Origin of the sequence: Bacillus xiapuensis, assembly GCF_002797355.1 — a bacterium.
In the GTDB taxonomy this organism is placed as follows: domain Bacteria; phylum Bacillota; class Bacilli; order Bacillales; family Domibacillaceae; genus Bacillus_CE; species Bacillus_CE xiapuensis.
The window spans coordinates 2,164,416-2,183,198 of sequence record NZ_KZ454939.1; the positions used below are offsets into that span (position 1 = coordinate 2,164,416).

Genomic DNA, 18,783 nt, shown 5'->3' on the forward strand with positions numbered 1-18,783 from the left:
AATTTCCCCATTTACCTCTTTTTAAAACCGCTAATTTCTAACGAGCGCTTGCTCAATATATAAAAAGCAAGAGTCATAAACAGACAAGCGCAAAAGGTTGCGCTTTCATTTCCCATTATAAACAATTGTCTGACATTTGTGAATCACAAGCGTCGAAAAATAGTCAAAAATATTTTCTTATTAAAATATTTCAAGGGAAACTTTCATGATATAATAATATATTTATTCCTTTCCCTGTCTATTATACATAAAAGATACTGAAAATTCTATTGAAACACCTCGAACAGCTTCATCGCTGCATAAGCAATCCCTGCGCCGATCAGAGGACCGACCGCCACTCCGTTAAACAAAGCGATCGCCGCAATTGTACCGAGAACGAGAGCCGTCGTTATATGAGGGTCCTCCGCCAATAAAACGACACCGTTTTTCGCCAGCAGAGCGACCGCCATTCCGGACAGGAGAGCAACCCAAGCATAAGGCGATTTCAGCGACTCGCCCAGCTCTTTAAATCCAATATCCCCGACGGCAATTGGAGCCAAGACGGCGATCGTAATCATCGTGACTCCCCAGTTAATTCCTTTGGACTGAATTATGGAAAATAATTTTTCATCCACACCCGCCACTTTCATAACGAGCAGAACACAAACCGCAATCAGCAGCGACTGGTTCTTAGCAAACAGGCTGATCAGGAGCAATAAAAGTAAAAATAAGTAAGCTTGCATGATGTGATCCTTCTCCTTTCCACAGTTGGCGAAAGCGCAGTTTTTGTCAGAATTCTACTAGGCTTTCTCCTTTTCTTCATCAATATAAAGCATTACAATATAAAGTGAATCTTCAAACAGCGGAGGTTCCTTCATATCCCGCTGTTGAAAGCAAGAACAAAGGCTGCTGCAGCGCGGAGATCCGAATGAACCGGACAGGCTGGTGCCGGAATCTTCCGCGCAGACTCTTATCTCCCATCCATTTCTAAAGGGAGAAATAAGAGGATCTTACACACGATTAAAAGATGAACCACTCATATAAAGGAGGTGAGCAGATGAATCCCGTCAATAGGGACAGGCTGGTGCGATTTTTTGTTGTCGTCGTTTCTGCCATCCTGCTATTTCTTGCTCTTTATTATATTGCAAAAGTAACCTATCCATTTATTATTGGGTTTGCCGTTGCCTTTCTCCTTAAACCAATCATCCGCTTTTTAGAGGTGAAGGTAAGGCTTCCGCGCGTGGCAGCGGTAAGTGCTGCCATTCTGTCCATTCTGGCATTGTTTGCGGGCGGCATCACGCTGCTGATCGCTGAGCTGGTTTCAGGGGCTAATTATTTTGCATCGGTCGTGCCCCGCCATGTCAATAAAGCGGTGGCCTATGTCGAGGACTTTTTCACATCGCAAATCATTCCTTTCTATGAACGGACAGCCAGCCTTTTTAAGTCGCTGGATACAGGTCAGCAGGAAACCATTATCGCCAACATTCAAAACACCGGCCGGTCGATTGCTTCGAGCGCGGGAAATTTCCTGCAAGATTTCTTTCTTAAGTTACCGAACCTGATTTCGTGGATCCCCAATTTTGCAACTGTCTTAATCTTTTCTTTCTTGGCAGCTTTTTTCATCAGCAAGGATTGGGAACGCATCCAGCAGCGCACCATTCAATATTTGCCGGTCAAAGCGAATAACAGCTTAAGAAGGGTATTTACTTCGTTAAAGAAAGCACTGTTTGGCTTTGTGAAAGCACAGCTGACGCTCATTTCTCTTACAGCTGTAATTGTGCTGATCGGACTGCTTATTTTGCGGGTGAATTATGCCATTACATTGGCAGTTATCATCGGTCTGGTCGATATTCTTCCCTATTTGGGAACCGGCGCTGTGTTTGTGCCGTGGATCCTGTATGAGTTCTTTGCCGGCGACACGGGTCTTGCGGTCGGCCTTTCCGTTCTCTATCTGATCGTAGTTGTTCAGAGGCAGATTATGGAGCCAAAGGTCCTGTCATCGAGCATCGGTCTGGACCCGCTGGCCACGCTTATCGCCTTGTTTATCGGTTTTAAATTGGCCGGTTTCTTCGGGCTGATTCTGGGTCCGACAGCGCTCGTCATCTTGAATGCGCTCCAGCAGGCGGGGGTCTTTAAGGATTTGCGGGAGTACATCATGGGAAAAGAAGCGCATCCGCCTGCCAAATAAAGAACGTCAGCGACAATGCTGACGTTCTTTTGTTCCCCTGCCAGAAAAGATAAGCACCCGGCCGCTTTCGCTTATTTCATCACGATGATCTTGCTTCCGCTGTCAAACAGCCGCTTAAAAAGCTTGTACAAAAACGGTTTAAAGTAGCGCCGGGTAAAAGGCAGCAGCAGCAAAAAGCCGAAAGCATCTGTGACAAAACCAGGCGTCAATAAAAGCAGGCCGCCGATTAAGATGCAGACGCCGTCCAATACAGCATCTCCAATAAAATGTCCGTCCCGCATCTCCTCCTTCAATCTCGCCACAGTTTGCATCCCCTGCTTCTTCGCCAAATAAGCTCCCAGAAATCCTGTTGCTAAAATAAGCACCACCGTGGGAAGGATGCCAATCGTTTTCCCCGAAAAAAGCAGCAAGCTCAGCTCAAGCGCCGGAATGATAATCAGCCATGGAATAATGTACCTCAATAGACAATCCCCTTTAATCATTCTTTATGACTTTATTATACCACCGAGCTGTTAAAAAAAGAAAAAGCCAGCCTGCTGTCATGCAGAACTGGCCGTGACTCTTTCTTCCGCTTGGTGCCCGCCTCTTACAGCACGTTGGCGTGGCCGTTGTAGATAATGCCGTGCGCTGCATCCACGGTGATTTCCTGTCCGTCTTTTAACACGGTGGCTGCCCGTTCCACGCCGACTATGACAGGAATACCGAGATTAATACCCACGACAGCGGCGTGGCTTGTTAATCCGCCTTCCTCTGTAATGAGAGCGGCGCATTTTTCAATGGCCGGCACCATGTCCTTGTCGCTGCCGAGTGTAACCAATATCGAACCTTCTTCCACTTTTTCAAGTGCTTCCTTGGCGTTGTTGGCGACGACTATTTTGCCGTAAGCCGATTTTCGGCCAATTCCCTGTCCCTTCGCCAGCACATCGCCGACAATATGGATCTTCATGAGGTTCGTCGTGCCAGATTCACCGACAGGCACTCCAGCTGTGATGACGATTAAGTCGCCATGCTTGACAAGTCCGGATTCTAAACTTTTTTGTACAGCGAGTTCCAGCATTTCATCCGTGCTCTTGACTTTCGGGCCGATGTGCGGGAAGACGCCCCATACAAGAGCCAAACTGCGCGACACTTGTTCATTCGCCGTTACAGCTACAATCGGCGCTTTTGATCGGTATCTGGAAATCATCCGCGCCGTGTGGCCGCTCTCTGTCGGCGTTACAATGGCCTGTACATCTATATTATTGGCAGTATGAGCGACGGATTGTCCGATCGCATCCGTCATCGAATGCTCGCTGGCCTTGCTGCGGCTGGACAGAATCTCCGAGTAGTTCAGCGCTGTTTCTGTCCGTGCAGCGATTGTATCCATCGTTTGCACAGCTTCCAGCGGGTACATGCCGGCAGCCGTTTCACCCGAAAGCATGATCGCATCCGTGCCATCGAAAATGGCATTGGCCACATCGCTCGCTTCGGCGCGGGTCGGACGAGGATTGCGCTGCATGGAGTCTAGCATTTGTGTTGCGGTAATGACCGGCTTGCCCAGAACATTGCATTTTTTAATTAAGTTCTTTTGAACGAGCGGCACTTCTTCTGCTGGAATCTCTACGCCTAAGTCTCCGCGCGCCACCATTAAGCCATCCGAGACTTCCAAAATGCTGTCGATATTATCGACGCCTTCCTGGTTCTCGATTTTAGGGATAATTTGAATATGCTCTGCGCCGTGCTTTTCAAGCAGCTCCCTGATTTCCAGCACGTCGGAAGGTCGGCGCACGAAGGATGCAGCAATGAGATCAATTCCATGGCGGATGCCAAATACGATATCTTTGGCGTCCTTTTCTGTTATTCCGGGCAAGTTGACGGAGACTCCGGGAACGTTAACGCCTTTTTTATTCTTTAATAGGCCGCCATTTAATACCTTTGTTGTGATTTCGCCTTTTTGATGGTCAATTTTCATAACTTCTAAGGCGATTAAGCCATCGTCCAATAAAATGTTGCTTCCTTCGGCTACATCGTGGATCAATCCGCTGTAAGTTACAGAGATTTTATCAGGTGTGCCCAGCACTTCCTTCATGGAAACGATGACTTCATGGCCTGCAGTTAACTCAATCTCCCCGTTTTCCATGTTATGAGTGCGAATTTCCGGTCCTTTCGTATCCAGTAAAATGGCGACGGTTTTTCCGGTTTTTTTAGCTGCTTTCCGAATGGAATGAATGCGCGCTTCATGTTCTTCGTGACTGCCGTGCGAGAAGTTCAACCGGGCTACGTTCATCCCCGCCTCCATCAAGCTAGTTAGCATCTCTGGGCTTTCACTGGCAGGACCAATCGTACACACAATTTTTGTCTTTCTCATCTTTCACAGCCTCCTAAAAGTAAGGTTTCCCTTTGATTAAATGGAAAGTTCCTTTGATAGACGGTAAATATCTAAATCCAATTGATGAGGCAAAGCTAAGGCTTCAGCAAGATCATAATCAACGAGCTGATTGCGCTTAATTCCGACGGCGCGGCCCCCTTTTCCTGCAATCAGCAGTTCAACAGCCCGGGCGCCTAAGCGGCTCGCAAGCATGCGATCAACGGCCGTCGGCGATCCTCCGCGCTGCATATGCCCAAGAACAGAGACTCTTGTATCAAAGTTAGTGGCCTCCTCCAGCTTTTGAGCAAATTCATTTCCGCCCATCACTCCTTCAGCCACAATAATGATACTGTGTTTCTTTCCGCGTTCATGCCCTTTTATAAGCCGGCTTTTAATGGATTCCATATCTACGGGGTCCTCTGGAATCACAATCGTTTCGGCTCCTGCGGACAGGCCAGCCCAAAGAGCCAGATCCCCGGCGTTGCGCCCCATGACTTCCACCACGAAAGTGCGCTCATGGGAGCTGGCTGTATCCCGAATTTTATCCACTGCATCAATCACGGTGTTCAGTGCGGTATCAAAGCCGATGGTAAATTCAGTCCCGGGAATATCATTATCAATCGTTCCAGGAACCCCCACGCATGGAAAGCCTAATTCTGTTAAGGCTTGCGCTCCGCGATAAGAACCATCGCCGCCAATCACAACCAAGCCCTCAATGCCTCTTTTCCTTAATTGTTCAACTCCCTTTTGACGTCCCTCTTTCGTCTTGAACTCTTTGCATCTAGCAGAGCGCAGGATCGTTCCGCCGCGATGAATAATGTCACCGACTGATCCGACCTCCATCTTTTCGATTTGCCCTGTAATTAAGCCGTGATAGCCTTGATAAATGCCATATACCTCTAAATCATGGTAAATTCCTTTGCGGACAACTGCACGCACAGCTGCATTCATTCCGGGTGCGTCTCCTCCGCTAGTCAATACTCCAATCCGTTTCATACTGTTCACCTCATAACATGATGATTTGGTATGTACTTGCCTTTCAATGCTAAAAAAACACTTTTTGTATGATGACCCATTGTCTGCTTGTCTATTTAAAAATAACAGAAAGGTCAGACCTTAACAATGCTTATGTGCCGCTTTTGCAAATATATTGTAAAACGCCTCAATTGCAAGCGTTTACTTCCAGCGGATAGCCATAAAAAAGGAGAATGGCTTCTTTTTCAGCAGCACATTCTCCTTTCCCTTCTATTCGTGCGGTGAAACAGCTTATCCTACATATTCACCAATTTTTTTATATTTATTATAGCGCTGATTCAACAGCTCTTCATCAGCCATCTGCAGAAGCTCTTTTAATGCCGGCTTCAGCACCTGATCCATTCGCTTCGCCTGTTCTGCCACATCTCTGTGAGCCCCGCCGCTCACTTCTGGAATAATTTGATCGACAATGCCCAACTCTTTCAAATCTCCCGCTGTGATTTTCATCGTTTCTGCTGCCCGCTTAGCTTGAGAAGCATCCTTCCATAGTAGTGCCGCCGCTCCTTCTGGAGAAATCACGGAATAGGTGGAATTCTCTAGCATAAACAAACGGTCTCCCACTCCAAGGGCAAGGGCGCCGCCGCTTCCCCCTTCGCCAATAACGATACAGATAATCGGCACCTGCATACCGGCCATTTCAAATAAATTTTTTGCTATGGCCTCACTTTGTCCCCGCTCTTCAGCTGCTTTGCCGGGATAAGCGCCCTTTGTATCGATCAAACAAATAATCGGCCGCTTGAACTTCTCCGCTTGCTTCATCAGCCGCAGCGCTTTGCGGTACCCTTCTGGATGAGGCATACCAAATGTCCGGCGGATATTCTCTTTCGTATCCCTGCCGCGCTGATGACCAATGACCGTCACCGCCAGACCGTGATATTTCGCGATGCCGCCGACAATAGCAGCATCATCTCCAAACAAACGGTCGCCATGGAGCTCCATGAAATCAGAGAATAGATGCTGAATGTAATCCAGCGTTGTAGGACGCTCTGGGTGACGAGCCATCTGCACGCGATCCCAAGGTGTCATACTTTCGTAAATATCCTTTTCCAGCTTCCGCAAACGCTGCTCAAGCTTTTCAATTTCATCTGTTAGATCCACGTCGGAATTCGCTGTAAAATCCTTTAGCTCAGAGATTTTCTCTTTTAGCTCTAATACTGGCTTTTCAAATTCTAATCCAATCATGAAAGCTCACCACCCGATTGATGAATATCTAATAGTAAACTGATTTTCTCTTTTAAATCATGACGATGAATGACAGCATCTAATTGACCGTGCTTCAGCAAAAATTCAGCCGTCTGGAAATCCTCCGGAAGCTTTTCGCGGATCGTTTGCTCAATAATCCGTCTGCCGGCAAAGCCAATAAGAGCGCCCGGTTCTGCAAAGTTATAGTCGCCCAATGACGCAAAGCTTGCGGACACGCCGCCTGTCGTTGGGTGTGTCATAATAGAAATAATTAATCCCCCGTGATCGCTGAAGCGCTTCAATGCCACACTCGTTTTCGCCATTTGCATTAAAGAGAGAACTCCTTCTTGCATGCGGGCGCCGCCGGAGGCCGTAAAAATAATAAACGGCACCTTCCGCCGGTCCGCTTCTTCAATCGCTCGGGCAATTTTTTCACCGACAACAGATCCCATGCTCCCCATGCGGAAGCCTGAATCCATAATCGCCACGACTACATCGAACCCGCCAACTTTTCCTGCGCCTGTTACGATCGCTTCGTTTAAATGCGTTTTTTCACGATCTTTCTGTATCTTTTCTAAATACCCTGGAAAGCTAAGCGGGTTGGTAGAGAGTAAATCGGCATCCAGCTCCTGAAAAGTCCCGTCATCAATAAAAGACTTTTGGCGCTCAAAAGCATTCATTCCAAAATGGTGGCCGCATTGCAAGCAGACATGCATGTTTTTCTTTAATTCTTTCTTATACAAAATCTTTTTGCACTTAGGACATTTCTGCATGATCCCTTCAGGTACGTCCTGCTTGCTCGCTTCTGAAGGAATGGTGGCATACTTTTTCTTTTTTGGTTTTTGTTTATTGAATAAGTCTTTAATCAACGTGCATCCTCCCCTGTAATGGCTTTCGGTTTGAATGATTCCGCATCATCCTAGCTGTTTATATGCTTCAAAAATCTCTTGAATGTTTTTCGTTTTTAATTTTTCCATTAATTGAAGAAATGCCTGTCTATTCGCTGTCAAACGGTCTCCTTGATGAAAGGAAGCCGCATAATCTGAGACAATCAGCCAGATGGTTTTTAACAGCTGATTGCGGCTTGCGTCCATCATGGAAGTAAAAAAATCCCTTTCAGAAAAGGAGGCTGACTTCATGCTCTTGGCAACCTTCGCCCAGCTGGAGTCAAAATCAGGCTGCTGAATAGCGGAAGATAGACAGCCCAGCTCTAAAATCTGCTGCGTTCTTCTCACATCCTGTTTTTTTTGTTCATTTTGCAAAATAAAAGTACTCAGCAGCTGGACAAGCTGATGATCATGGAAATCGCGGAGAAACGTTCCTTCTCCGCGCCTCGTTTCAATCAGTCCCAGCAGTTCTAAAGCCCGGAGCGCTTCCCTGACAGACGAACGGGCTACGGACAGCCTTTCAGACAGCTCTCTTTCAGAAGGAAGCTTATCACCGGGAAGCAAACCGTCCGATACAATGATTTGCCGAATCCGGCCTACCACTTCCTCAAATTTTGAACGGGAACGGTTCATATCCACTGCTTATTCACCTTTTCCAATCATTGAAAGCTGCATAGTCCGCTCACGAACCTCTTCCGGATCCACCTTTAATCGGGCCACACCCGTTTCCATAGCGGCCTTAGCCACGGCTGCCGCTACAGCCGGTGCCACGCGCGGATCAAACGGCCCAGGAATCACGTAATCCGAATGCAGCTCTTTTTCATCAATTAAGCTCGCAATCGCTTCTACTGCTGCTTGTTTCATGCTCTCATTAATGTGAGTTGCCCGCACATCAAGCGCTCCCCGGAATATTCCCGGAAAGGCCAGGACATTATTGATTTGATTCGGGAAGTCGGAGCGGCCCGTACCAATGACCTTAGCGCCGGCCATTTTCGCCTCTTCCGGCATAATTTCCGGGGTTGGATTGGCCATAGCAAAAATAATCGGTTCCGGATTCATCGTTTGAACCATTTCTTTCGTTAAGGCTTCCGCTACTGAGACGCCGATGAATATATCCGCTCCTTTAATAACATCTGCCAGCTTGCCTGCTTCCTTGGCTTTGTTGGTAAATTTTGCTACCTCCTCTTTCACAGGATTCATGCCTTCAGAACGGCCTTCATAAATAGCGCCGCGCGAGTCGCACATAATAATATCTCGCACGCCGTAACTGAATAATAACTTGATGATGGCAATACCGGCTGCGCCTGCTCCGTTGGCTACCACCTTAATATCCGTCATCTTTCTGCCCGTCAGTTTAAGCGCATTTAATAAGCCAGCTACTGTTACGATTGCCGTTCCGTGCTGATCATCATGGAAGACAGGAATATTTGTTTCTTTCTTCAAGCGTTCTTCAATCACAAAGCAATTAGGAGCGGCAATGTCTTCTAAGTTGACGCCGCCGAAAGTAGGCGCCATCAGCTTCACCGCTTCCACGATCTTGTCAGCATCATTTGTGTTCAAACAAATCGGAAAAGCATCGACGCCAGCGAAGCTCTTGAATAGAACTGCTTTGCCTTCCATCACTGGCATAGCTGCTTCAGGGCCGATGTTGCCGAGCCCCAATACAGCCGTTCCATCAGATACGACCGCTACAGTATTTCCTTTAATTGTATAATCATAAACCGTTTCCGGCTTTTCATAAATTTCCTTACAAGGTTCGGCCACTCCCGGGGAATACGCTAAACTTAAATCCCGAGCGTTCTTCACCGCCGTCTTAACGCCTGTGGATAGCTTTCCCTGATTGATTTTGTGCATATGTAAAGCTTCTTCTCTATTGGACATTCGCATACACTCCTAATCTCAAAATCCTAACCATAGGTGGTCAGACCACATTTTTGTCTATTACACAATAAACTATCATCGGTGAGTTGTAAAGCATTATTATTTTAATACGACATACTCTTCTCCTAAAACTTGAGCAAGTTCTTGAATTAATTCCCCGGCTGGTTTCACCCAGCTTTTCTCCCGTAATTTCACGGTTTTTCTGCTTCTTTCATAGTGAATAATGACCGGTGTGCTGCCGCGGAAACGGTTGAGTACCCGGTGAACATCTTCCAGGACCAGATGTTCATCTGGCGAGACTGGAATTTTAATAAATAATATCCTTTTCCTTTCCTCGGATAATGCCTTGGCTTCTTTAAGCCCGCAAACCGCGCGCACAATAAATTGCCTGCGCCCATTTCTCTCCTCTGTATCCCCTTCTACATAGAGAATTTCCCCTTTTGTAAGCCAGTGTGATGACTTGCGGTAAACCTCGGGAAAAACAACGCCTTCTATTTCGCCGCTCGCATCCGAAAAACGGAGAAACGCCATGTTCTCACCTTTCTTCGTCCGAATGGCTTTCACTTCATTGACAAGCGCACCGATGGCTGTCTTGCGCTGACCGGCAGAGAGGCTGCCAATCGGTGCGGCACCCAATTCATTAAAGACTTCTTTGTAGAGAGACACTGGATGATCCGATAAATATAATCCTAATACTTCCTTTTCGAAGGCTAGCTTTTCCTCTACTGGAATCGGCTCTACTTCCATATATTTAGGTTTTGGAAAAAATTCCTCATCCCACAAAAGACCAGGCTCTCCTTCTTTAGGCTGCGCCAGCTCGGCATGATCCATCGCCACATCCAAGCTCGCTAACAGCGTGGCCCGATCCTTTCCAAATTCATCAAAAGCTCCCGCGAAAACAAGCGCCTCCATCGCTTTCCGATTGACAACTTTTAACGGCACCCTCAGACAAAAATCAAATAAGTCAGAGAAAGGTCCTTGTTCTCTCGCGGACAAAATCGCTTTTAGAACACTCGCTCCTATCCCTTTAATCGCTGCTAAGCTGTAGCGAATTCCTTTTTCATCACACTTGAACGGATAATGGCTTTTGTTAATGGACGGGGGCAGCACTTGCAAGCCCATATTCCTCGCTTCTGCCATGTATACAGCGATCTTCTTTTCATTTCCAATCGCCGATGACAGCAAAGCAGCCATAAAGTCAGCGGGATAATGCGCTTTCAAATAGGCAAGCTGATAGGCTAAATAGCTGTAAGCAACTGCGTGGCTCCGGTTAAATCCATAATTAGCGAACTGGACGATCAAATGATAGATCTGTTCAGCCGTCGCTTCGCTGTACCCGTTTTGCTTCGCGCCGCTGATGAAATGCTTTCTTTCCTTCTCCAGCACTTCCCTTTTCTTCTTGCTGACCGCTCTGCGCAAGAGATCGGCTTCCCCCAATGAAAAGCCGGCAAGCCTTGAGGCAATCTGCATAATTTGCTCTTGATAAATGAGCACGCCATAGGTTGGCTCCAATATATCTTTTAAATCCGGATGGGGAAATTCGACCGGCTTTCGCCCGTGCTTGCGGTCAATGTATGCGGGAATGTTCTCCATCGGTCCCGGCCGATATAGCGCATTGACAGCGACAATGTCTTCAAAATGAGTCGGCTGCAGCTTCATCAGCACTTTCCGCATCCCATCAGATTCCAGCTGAAAAATGCCGGCCGTCTTTCCTTCTCCAAGCAAGCGGAAGGTTTCTCGATCTTGTAAAGGTATATTCTTCAAATCGATTTTTTTTCCTGCTGAATAAGCAATCGACTTCAGGATTCTTTCCAAAAGAGTTAAGTTGCGCAAACCAAGCAAATCAATTTTCAATAGACCTAGCTCTTCTAAGGTATCCATTGGAAATTGCGTCAAGAATACCCCTTCATGCCCCTCCTGAATCGCTATCAGCTCTGTTAGCGGCTGTTCTGTAATTACCATTCCGGCTGCGTGAGTTGAGGTGTGGCGAGGTAAGCCCTCCAGTATTAACGCGGTCTGGAACAGCTTTTGGTTCCTGTCCGTCTGGCCTGCCCATTCCCGGAGAGCCGCCGACTCTGTGTACGCTTGCTCTAGTGTACAGCCGGGGCGCGACGGCAACAGCCCAGAAAGCCTGTCCATCTCCTTCGCGGAAAATCCAAACACCCGCGCTACATCGCGCATGACTGCTTTTGCTGACAGGGTGCCGAATGTTACTATTTGTGCCGCATGAAGCTCTCCGTATGTGCGCGCTACATATTGAATCACTTCATCGCGCCGATGATCTGGAAAATCCAGATCAATATCCGGCATCGTCACCCGCTCAGGATTTAAAAATCTTTCAAACAACAGACCGTAGCGCAGCGGGTCCACCGCTGTAATACCGAGAGCATAGGCAACAAGTGAACCAGCCGCCGATCCCCGTCCCGGTCCGGTTAAGATCCCCTCGTTCCGAGCAAAACTCATAAAATCCCAAACAATAAGAAAATAATCGCTGAATCCCATTCGTTCAATCGTTTCTAACTCGTAATGCAACCGTTGCTGATATTCGGGGTTCGAGGCCACCCCCGCCTCCTCAAGACCTTTAATACAGAGCGCCTTCAAGCATTCGCTGGAGGATTTCTCTCCGGTATGAGGATACTTCGGTAGCAAGCGACGGCCAAACGGAAGCTCCACGTCGCAAGCCTCCGCCACGTGAGCTGTCCGCGCGAGCGCCTCCGCCTCGTCCGGAAAGAGAGCGGCCATTTCATCCGCTGAGGTCAGATAATGCGACGGCTCCCCATCCGGCTCACTGCCCGAAAGCTTCTCTCCGTCGCGAATCGCTTGGAGACACTGATAGGCAAACGCTTCGTCCTTTGTTAAATAACGGACGCGGTGACTGACGAGGAGAGGGATCTTCAACTTGCCGCTTAATCGCTTCATTCCTTGATTCACCGCTTCTTCTCCTTCTTTGCCATGACGCTGCAAAGATAGAAAGAAAGCACCTGGTTCAAACAGCTGCTGAAAAAAAACAGCCGCTTCTTCCGCCTTCGCGTGATCCTCTTGAAGCAGCTGTTCGATTTCACCGTCCTGACCGGGCGTGAAAGCAAATAAACCAGCGGAGTAGCCCCTCAGCCATTTAACAGGAATGCCGTCTTTCGCTTTTGTCTGAATCACGCTGGAAATTTTCAATAAATTTTGATAACCTGTGTTGTTTCTTGCCAGCAAGACGAGCGGAAAGGAGCGCCCTTCCATCCGCTCACTTTGCACATCAGCCGTCATCCCGATAACCGGCTTGATATTTGCTTCTTTACAGGCCCGATAAAAGGGCACGACACCATACATGACATTGCGGTCCGCAATAGCAAGCGCCTTGTAGCCAAGCTCTTTGCCTTTGGCGACTAGCTTGCTGATGGACAACGTACTAGAGAGCAAGCTATAGGCTGTCTGAATTTGCAGATGAGTATACATCGAGATCATTCCTTTTTTAATTTTCGTCCTAGTCAGCTATGTTCATTATAAATCGGTCATGCAGAAAAGGAAAATACGTTCTATCTTTTTCATACAAGCCCTGTCTTTTGCATATATAGTAAGAAAGACAATCAGCAAGAAAAGGGGGGGCATATGGCTGACACCTTTTTTCATGAATTATTTAAATGTTATTTCATCGCATTTGGCGTGCTGCTAGGAGGATCACTGATCGGCGGAATAGCGGCATTTGCTACAGGCAAGCCACTATATACCGGCATTTCGCAAATCAGTGAGAATTTGCGGATTTGGGCGATCGTAGCAGCTATTGGCGGGACATTTGATACGCTATCCAGCTTTGAGCGCGGCTTTCTTCAAGGAGAAACGAAGGATTTATTTAAACAGTTTCTTCTCATTTTATCGGCCATGGGCGGCACCTATACCGGAAAGCTCATCATTACTTGGCTGACTGGGGAGCATATCGCCCCATGAGAGTGCCTGACCTGCATAAACACCCGAAGCGAAAGTGGCTGCTAAGCGGCGCGGCGATCGGATTTTGCCTGAGCTGGCTTGTTTTTCTTTATGTTTATGGCACTCTTCAGGAAAGACAATCGACGATAATGGAGATCCAAAAAAATGAAATCCGCGACCTGCGCAACCATTTAGCTATCTGGCAAGAGGAATATAAAGAACTGAATAAACAAAACCTGCACAAGCTAACTGTGCAGGAAATTGAAATTACGATTACAAATTACGAAAAGTATGGAATTGAGGACGCTCAAAGCCTATTTGAAGCAAAAGAGCTCGTCAAAAAGGATTTGTCCGTCCTGCTGGCCAAAGATTTAGATACGGTTTACTCTCATAAAGAATTATTGCGGCAAACGATAGAGAATAAGACGCTGAAAATCAACAAGAAACACTATTCCTTGCATATTAAGGAGTGGCTGTTTTATACAACGATTCAGATCGAACTGGAGCTGGAGCTGCAAGGTGATTAGTAAGCGGCACACAGCTTTGTCAAATCTTTGGCAACCTGCTCAGCCTCTTCCCAGGAATACACGGAAGCGCCGGCAGCCAGCGGATGACCTCCGCCATTGTATTTCTTCGCCAATTCATTAATGACGGGGCCCTTTGAGCGCAGGCGGACACGAATCTGATCCGCTTCTTGAATGAAAAAGACCCATGCTTTAATTCCCTTTACATCGCCAAGGGCGCTGACAAGCAGCGATGCTTCAGATGGAACAACGCCGAATTCTTCAAGCAGCTCTTTCTTTAAAGTAACGACCGCCGCACCGCTTGCATCCATGCGAAACGTCTGTAAAATATGGCCATGCAATTTGATGACTTTAGGGTCTCTTTCATACATGCGGGTAAATAGCTCATTGCGGTCGAATTGATAATTGATCAGCTCCCCGGCTACTTCCATCGTCCGGTTGGTCGTACTCGGATAAAGAAAGCGGCCCGTATCGCCGACAATGCCGGCAAACAATAGCCGGGCGGCTTCATCGCTCATTTTTAGCCCGTCCTCTTTGCCGCTTTCATACAGCTCATAAATCATTTCACTGACCGAGCTGGCTGCTGTGTCCACCCAAAGCAGGTCCCCATATGGATCTTCATTCGGATGATGATCGATCTTAATCCATTCCTTTCCTAGACGGTAGCGCTTGTCACAGATTCTTTCCTGATTGGCGGTGTCACAAACGATGACAAGCGCTCCTTTATACACATCATCTCCGATCTTATCCAGCGTTCTCAGAAAGCGGAGAGCCGGTTCATCCTGCCCGACCGTATATACTTTTTTATCCGGAAATGAAGCTTTAATCACCTCTGCCAGTCCCCCTTGTGATCCGTAAGCATCCGGGTCGGGGCGCACATGGCGGTGAATGATAATCGTGTCGTATGCCTTGATTTTTTCAATAATTTGTTTTTTCATTGGTCTTCTCCTTTGCCTTCAGCAAATATTAAAGGTAGAAATTTTCTCCAATTCTCGTTAAAATGAAGGGGTCTAAAGAATCTAATGGAGGAAAATATATGCCTTTTTTAGTGTTTGTGATCGTTTTGTCTTTTTCTTTTTATATTGTATACAAAGTTCAATATGTCAGAAGCAGACGCCCGATGGAAAAGAAGTGGCTATCTGCCAAATCCAGCATGGCGCTCGGCCTCTTCGTCGGCTGCTTTGGCATCAATACACTATTTATTCAGCAATCAGCGGTTGCCTATATTGTGGCTGCCCTGTTTTCAATCGTCGGATTTGCCAGCGTTTGGGCCGGCTATAAGGCGTATCGCCACTTCCTTCCTTACGCTCGGAAGGAAGCGGAAGAATTAAATCATTAGCTCCTGTCAGCCGCTTCTGCTTTTTAGAAGCGGCTTATCCGTTGCGTTCAAGCACTTGACACATCATTAGCGCTTTGCCGACTAGCATGCCATTATTAAACACTTCCACATCGACTTTACCGAATTTGCGGCCAACCTCTAGCACTTTGGGGTGTATTTCAAGCAAGCTTTCCATTTGAACAGGCTTGATAAAATATATCGTAATATTTTCAATGACGATATCGCCTTTTTTTTGGGAGCGCATCGCCTGATTGGCCGCTTCGGTCACAAGTGCCGTAAACACACCGTAAGAAATCGTACCAAGTTGATTGGTCATTTGCGGCGTTACTTCAAACTTGTAAACTTCCTCCCCCTTGCTTCCCGATAAATCGAGCTGATTGGCAATGGTGTCATTGATCGTTTCGCCCACCTGCGGCTGCCGCTGCGTCATTTGCAGCGCCTTGAGCACGTCCTGACGGCTGATAATCCCTTGTATGCGGTTCTGCTCATCCACGACAGGAAGCAGCTCAATCCCTTCCCAAATCATCATATGCGCCGCGGAAGCCACGCTTGTTTTTTCGTTCACGGTCAACGGGTTTTTCGTCATGACCTTTTCAATCGCCGTGTTTTTTTCCTGCCCCATAATGTCTTTAGCGGTGACCATCCCCTGCACTTTTTGCTGGTGATCGAGTACGGGAAAACGGCTATGGAGAGTCTGTCTGTTCTTCTCAAGCCAATCGTTCACTGTGTCTTTAACGAATAATGAAACTGTTTGATCAACAGGTGTGAGAATGTCGCCGACAAGAACGATTTCTTTTTTGATTAGTTGATCGTAAATAGCCCGATTAATCATCGTCGCCACGGTGAAAGTATCGTAGCTAGTCGAAATGACTGGAAGCTCCAGTTCATCCGCCAGCTTCTTCACTTTCTCCTCCGTATCAAACCCGCCGGTAATTAGCACGGCTGCACCCGCTTTAAGAGCGTGTTCATGCGCTTGAGTCCGATTGCCGACAATCAGCAGGTTCCCAGGCCCGGTGTACCTCATCATCGCTTCCAGCTTCATTGCGCCAATCACAAATTTCGTAAGCGTTTTGTAAAGGCCCGCACGGCCACCGAGCACTTGCCCGTCAATGATATTGACGACTTCCGCAAACGTGAGCTTTTCTATATTCTCTTTTTTCTTTTGTTCTATTCGAATCGTGCCTACTCGCTCAATCGCTGAGACAAACCCTCTCGCTTCCGCCTCTTTAATCGCCCGGTAAGCGGTTCCTTCACTCACCGACAGGGCCTTGGCTATTTGCCTGACCGAAATTTTTTCACCGATGGGCAGCCCCTCAATGTACTGCAAAATTTGTTCATGTTTGGTTATCAACTGTTTCACCTGTTCCTTTCCGAACCTCTAATACAGCTATTATAAAAGGAAACAGCGGTTTGTTCAATTTGAGCCGCGCATTTTAACAGCTTATTGATAAAGCCGACACAGACAGAAGGAAGCGAAAAGATTTAAAAGACAGCTCCGATAGCCGAAGTATCGGAGCTGTCTCTTCCTCGATCCTACAGTTCTATCGCTTCACCCGGCTCAAGCACCCGGCCGTTTTTCGCTTTCAGCTTGCGGATGAAAGCATGCGGATCTTGCTTAATCGGCGGAAAGGTATTAAAGTGCATCGGCACTACTTGCTTCGCCTGCAAGAATTCAGCAGCGATTGCCGCATCATCCGGCCCCATAGTGAAATTATCGCCAATTGGCAAGAAAGCAAGGTCGATCGGATGCAAGGCTCCGATCAGCTTCATATCCGAGAAAAGTGCTGTGTCACCGGCATGGTAAATCGTCTTTTCCTCCATCATCAGCAATACGCCCGCCGGCATTCCCATATAAAGGAACGTGCCATCCTCTTGAGGCAGTCCTGATCCATGGAAGGCCTGTGTAAATTTCACCTTGCCGAAGTCAAATGTATAGCTGCCGCCAATATGCATTGGGTGCGTATTTAACCCTTGATGACTTAAATATACAGCCAGCTCGTTGACAGCGATCACAAGCGAATCGCTTCTTTTAGCCAACTCGATCGTATCGCCGAGATGATCACTATGCCCGTGGGTTAACACGATCACATCCGGGTGTTCTTCTTCCACTTTCAAATCGGTTATGTCATTTCCCTGAATAAACGGATCAATCAAAATCTCTTTCCCATTTGCCTTAATCTTCACGATAGAATGTCCATGATAAGATACTTTCATGACCAAAACTCCTTTCGCTTATTTCGTTCCACACACTCTATTCTAGTAAACTTTCCATTATCCTGTCGCCTCCTTGATTTACAGCCGGGTTTTTTGCTGATACTCTTTTATAGAAGATAAAAAGGAGGAACGATGATGAATCAGCGCTTCAGCAAATTAATTGACTGGATGAAAACAGAAGACATTCCGTTTTCATTCATCACTTCAACAGAAAACGTCTTTTACTTAACAGGCTTTAGAAGCGACCCGCACGAACGGCTGTTGGGCGTTGCCGTTTTCCAAGAAGCAGAGCCATTTTTAGTGTGTCCGCAAATGGAAGCGGCCGATGCTAAAAACAGCGGCTGGACATACGAAGTGGTCGGCTACACCGATATTGAAGATCCCTGGGAGAAAATTCAAGCGCGCGTGAAAGGCCGCCTGAAAAGCATTCAGCGCATCGCGGTAGAGAAACAGCATGTCAATATTGAACGGTACGAAGAGCTGGCACGCCGCTTTCCAGGCGCAGCTTTTATCGGGGCGGAAGCAAAGCTTGAACAATTGCGGCTGATCAAAGATCAATCGGAGCTTGCAAAATTGAAAAAAGCAGCAGAATATGCCGACTACGCGGTAAAAACAGGTGCAGAAGCCATCCGCGAGGGCAAATCGGAGCTTGAAATTTTAGCAGAAATCGAGTTTGAAATGAAGAAACAGGGCATTTCTGAAATGTCTTTCTCAACCATGGTGCTAACCGGAAAAAATGCCGCTTCTCCACATGGCGTTCCCGGTGCTGCTAAAGTTCAAAAAGGCGATTTAGTATTGCTTGACCTCGGTGTTGTCTATGAAGGTTATTGCTCCGATATTACGAGAACAGTAGCATTCGGTGAAATCAGCGACAAGCAGCGCAATATTTACGATACGGTGCTGAAAGCAGAACTGGCGGCGGTTGCGGCCGTAAAGCCTGGCAAGAAAGCAAAAGACATTGATCAAACAGCAAGAGCCATCATCGCTGAAGCCGGTTATGGCGAATTCTTTCCGCACCGGCTCGGGCACGGTCTCGGCATCAGTGTCCATGAATACCCCGGAATTACAGAAACCAATGAGCTCCCCCTTCAAAGCGGCATGGTCTTTACAATTGAACCCGGTATTTATGTACCTGGCGTGGCGGGCGTGCGCATTGAAGATGACGTCCATGTAACGGACAATGGAGCGGAAATTTTGACAGCTTTTCCAAAAGAATTGCTATTTGTTTAGAAAATTTTCACATTCTGTTGTAGAATGGATAGTGTAGTGCATTCCAGCTTATAGTACAATGA

17 protein-coding genes are annotated in these 18,783 nt (G+C 47.2%); 5 read left to right on the forward strand and 12 right to left on the reverse strand.

Going from position 1 to position 18,783, the window contains the following annotated elements; genetic code table 11:
• Positions 1 to 266: 266 nt before the first annotated feature.
• Positions 267 to 722 (reverse strand): DUF441 domain-containing protein, encoded by a 456-nt coding sequence (locus CEF20_RS10830; RefSeq protein ID WP_100331824.1) that lies wholly within the window; start codon positions 720 to 722, stop codon positions 267 to 269.
• Positions 723 to 1,036: 314 nt separating this feature from the next.
• On the opposite strand from CEF20_RS10830, the gene ytvI reads away from it, so the two are divergent.
• Positions 1,037 to 2,167 (forward strand): sporulation integral membrane protein YtvI, encoded by a 1,131-nt coding sequence (ytvI, locus tag CEF20_RS10835; RefSeq protein WP_100331825.1) that lies wholly within the window; start codon positions 1,037 to 1,039, stop codon positions 2,165 to 2,167.
• 71 nt (positions 2,168 to 2,238) lie between these two features.
• Here ytvI and CEF20_RS10840 read toward each other — a convergent pair whose 3' ends face one another.
• The 8 genes from CEF20_RS10840 to dnaE form a co-directional block, all read right to left on the reverse strand.
• Positions 2,239 to 2,628, reverse strand: coding sequence for an FxsA family protein (locus tag CEF20_RS10840; RefSeq protein ID WP_100331826.1), 390 nt, complete (start codon positions 2,626 to 2,628; stop codon positions 2,239 to 2,241).
• Between the two features lie 125 nt (positions 2,629 to 2,753).
• On the reverse strand, positions 2,754 to 4,514 hold the full coding sequence (gene pyk, locus CEF20_RS10845) for a pyruvate kinase (protein WP_100331827.1): 1,761 nt from the start codon (positions 4,512 to 4,514) through the stop codon (positions 2,754 to 2,756).
• Positions 4,515 to 4,550: 36 nt separating this feature from the next.
• Positions 4,551 to 5,510 (reverse strand): 6-phosphofructokinase, encoded by a 960-nt coding sequence (gene pfkA, locus CEF20_RS10850; protein WP_100331828.1) that lies wholly within the window; start codon positions 5,508 to 5,510, stop codon positions 4,551 to 4,553.
• Positions 5,511 to 5,780: 270 nt separating this feature from the next.
• Entirely contained in the window at positions 5,781 to 6,731 is a 951-nt protein-coding gene (gene accA / locus CEF20_RS10855) for an acetyl-CoA carboxylase carboxyl transferase subunit alpha (protein WP_100331829.1), read from the reverse strand.
• Positions 6,728 to 7,600, reverse strand: a complete 873-nt coding sequence (accD, locus tag CEF20_RS10860) for an acetyl-CoA carboxylase, carboxyltransferase subunit beta (RefSeq protein WP_100331830.1) — start codon at positions 7,598 to 7,600, stop codon at positions 6,728 to 6,730. Before accD ends, accA begins: the two co-directional genes overlap by 4 nt.
• A gap of 45 nt (positions 7,601 to 7,645) precedes the next feature.
• On the reverse strand, positions 7,646 to 8,251 hold the full coding sequence (locus CEF20_RS10865; protein ID WP_100332084.1) for a FadR/GntR family transcriptional regulator: 606 nt from the start codon (positions 8,249 to 8,251) through the stop codon (positions 7,646 to 7,648).
• A 9-nt stretch (positions 8,252 to 8,260) separates the two neighbouring features.
• Positions 8,261 to 9,499 carry an NADP-dependent malic enzyme gene (locus CEF20_RS10870; RefSeq protein ID WP_100331831.1) on the reverse strand — a complete coding sequence of 413 codons (1,239 nt, stop codon included), beginning with the start codon at positions 9,497 to 9,499 and terminating at the stop codon, positions 8,261 to 8,263.
• A gap of 99 nt (positions 9,500 to 9,598) precedes the next feature.
• A complete protein-coding gene (dnaE, locus tag CEF20_RS10875) occupies positions 9,599 to 12,955 on the reverse strand; it encodes a DNA polymerase III subunit alpha (protein ID WP_456297910.1) in 3,357 nt (1,118 codons plus the stop codon).
• Between the two features lie 144 nt (positions 12,956 to 13,099).
• Between dnaE and CEF20_RS10880 the strand changes: the two genes are divergently transcribed.
• Together CEF20_RS10880 and ytrI are read left to right on the forward strand one after the other, a co-directional pair.
• Complete coding sequence (locus CEF20_RS10880; protein ID WP_100331833.1) at positions 13,100 to 13,435, forward strand: sporulation membrane protein YtrH; 336 nt, start codon at positions 13,100 to 13,102, stop codon at positions 13,433 to 13,435.
• Positions 13,432 to 13,941 (forward strand): sporulation membrane protein YtrI, encoded by a 510-nt coding sequence (gene ytrI, locus CEF20_RS10885; RefSeq protein ID WP_100331834.1) that lies wholly within the window; start codon positions 13,432 to 13,434, stop codon positions 13,939 to 13,941. Before CEF20_RS10880 ends, ytrI begins: the two co-directional genes overlap by 4 nt.
• Here ytrI and CEF20_RS10890 read toward each other — a convergent pair.
• Positions 13,938 to 14,876 carry a DHH family phosphoesterase gene (locus tag CEF20_RS10890; protein ID WP_100331835.1) on the reverse strand — a complete coding sequence of 313 codons (939 nt, stop codon included), beginning with the start codon at positions 14,874 to 14,876 and terminating at the stop codon, positions 13,938 to 13,940. The two genes, ytrI and CEF20_RS10890, sit on opposite strands and share 4 nt — an antisense overlap.
• Positions 14,877 to 14,974: 98 nt before the next feature.
• Here CEF20_RS10890 and CEF20_RS10895 point away from each other — a divergent pair, with 98 nt between their 5' ends.
• The gene (locus CEF20_RS10895) at positions 14,975 to 15,277 is read left to right on the forward strand and encodes a YtpI family protein (RefSeq protein WP_100331836.1); all 303 of its coding nucleotides are present in this window, start codon (positions 14,975 to 14,977) and stop codon (positions 15,275 to 15,277) included.
• A gap of 34 nt (positions 15,278 to 15,311) precedes the next feature.
• On the opposite strand, the gene CEF20_RS10900 is transcribed toward CEF20_RS10895, so the two are convergent.
• Complete coding sequence (locus CEF20_RS10900) at positions 15,312 to 16,628, reverse strand: CBS domain-containing protein (RefSeq protein WP_100331837.1); 1,317 nt, start codon at positions 16,626 to 16,628, stop codon at positions 15,312 to 15,314.
• 182 nt (positions 16,629 to 16,810) lie between these two features.
• A complete protein-coding gene (locus CEF20_RS10905; RefSeq protein WP_100331838.1) occupies positions 16,811 to 17,491 on the reverse strand; it encodes a metal-dependent hydrolase in 681 nt (226 codons plus the stop codon).
• A gap of 135 nt (positions 17,492 to 17,626) precedes the next feature.
• Between CEF20_RS10905 and CEF20_RS10910 the strand changes: the two genes are divergently transcribed.
• Positions 17,627 to 18,721, forward strand: a complete 1,095-nt coding sequence (locus CEF20_RS10910) for a M24 family metallopeptidase (RefSeq protein WP_100331839.1) — start codon at positions 17,627 to 17,629, stop codon at positions 18,719 to 18,721.
• Positions 18,722 to 18,783 lie beyond the last annotated feature (62 nt).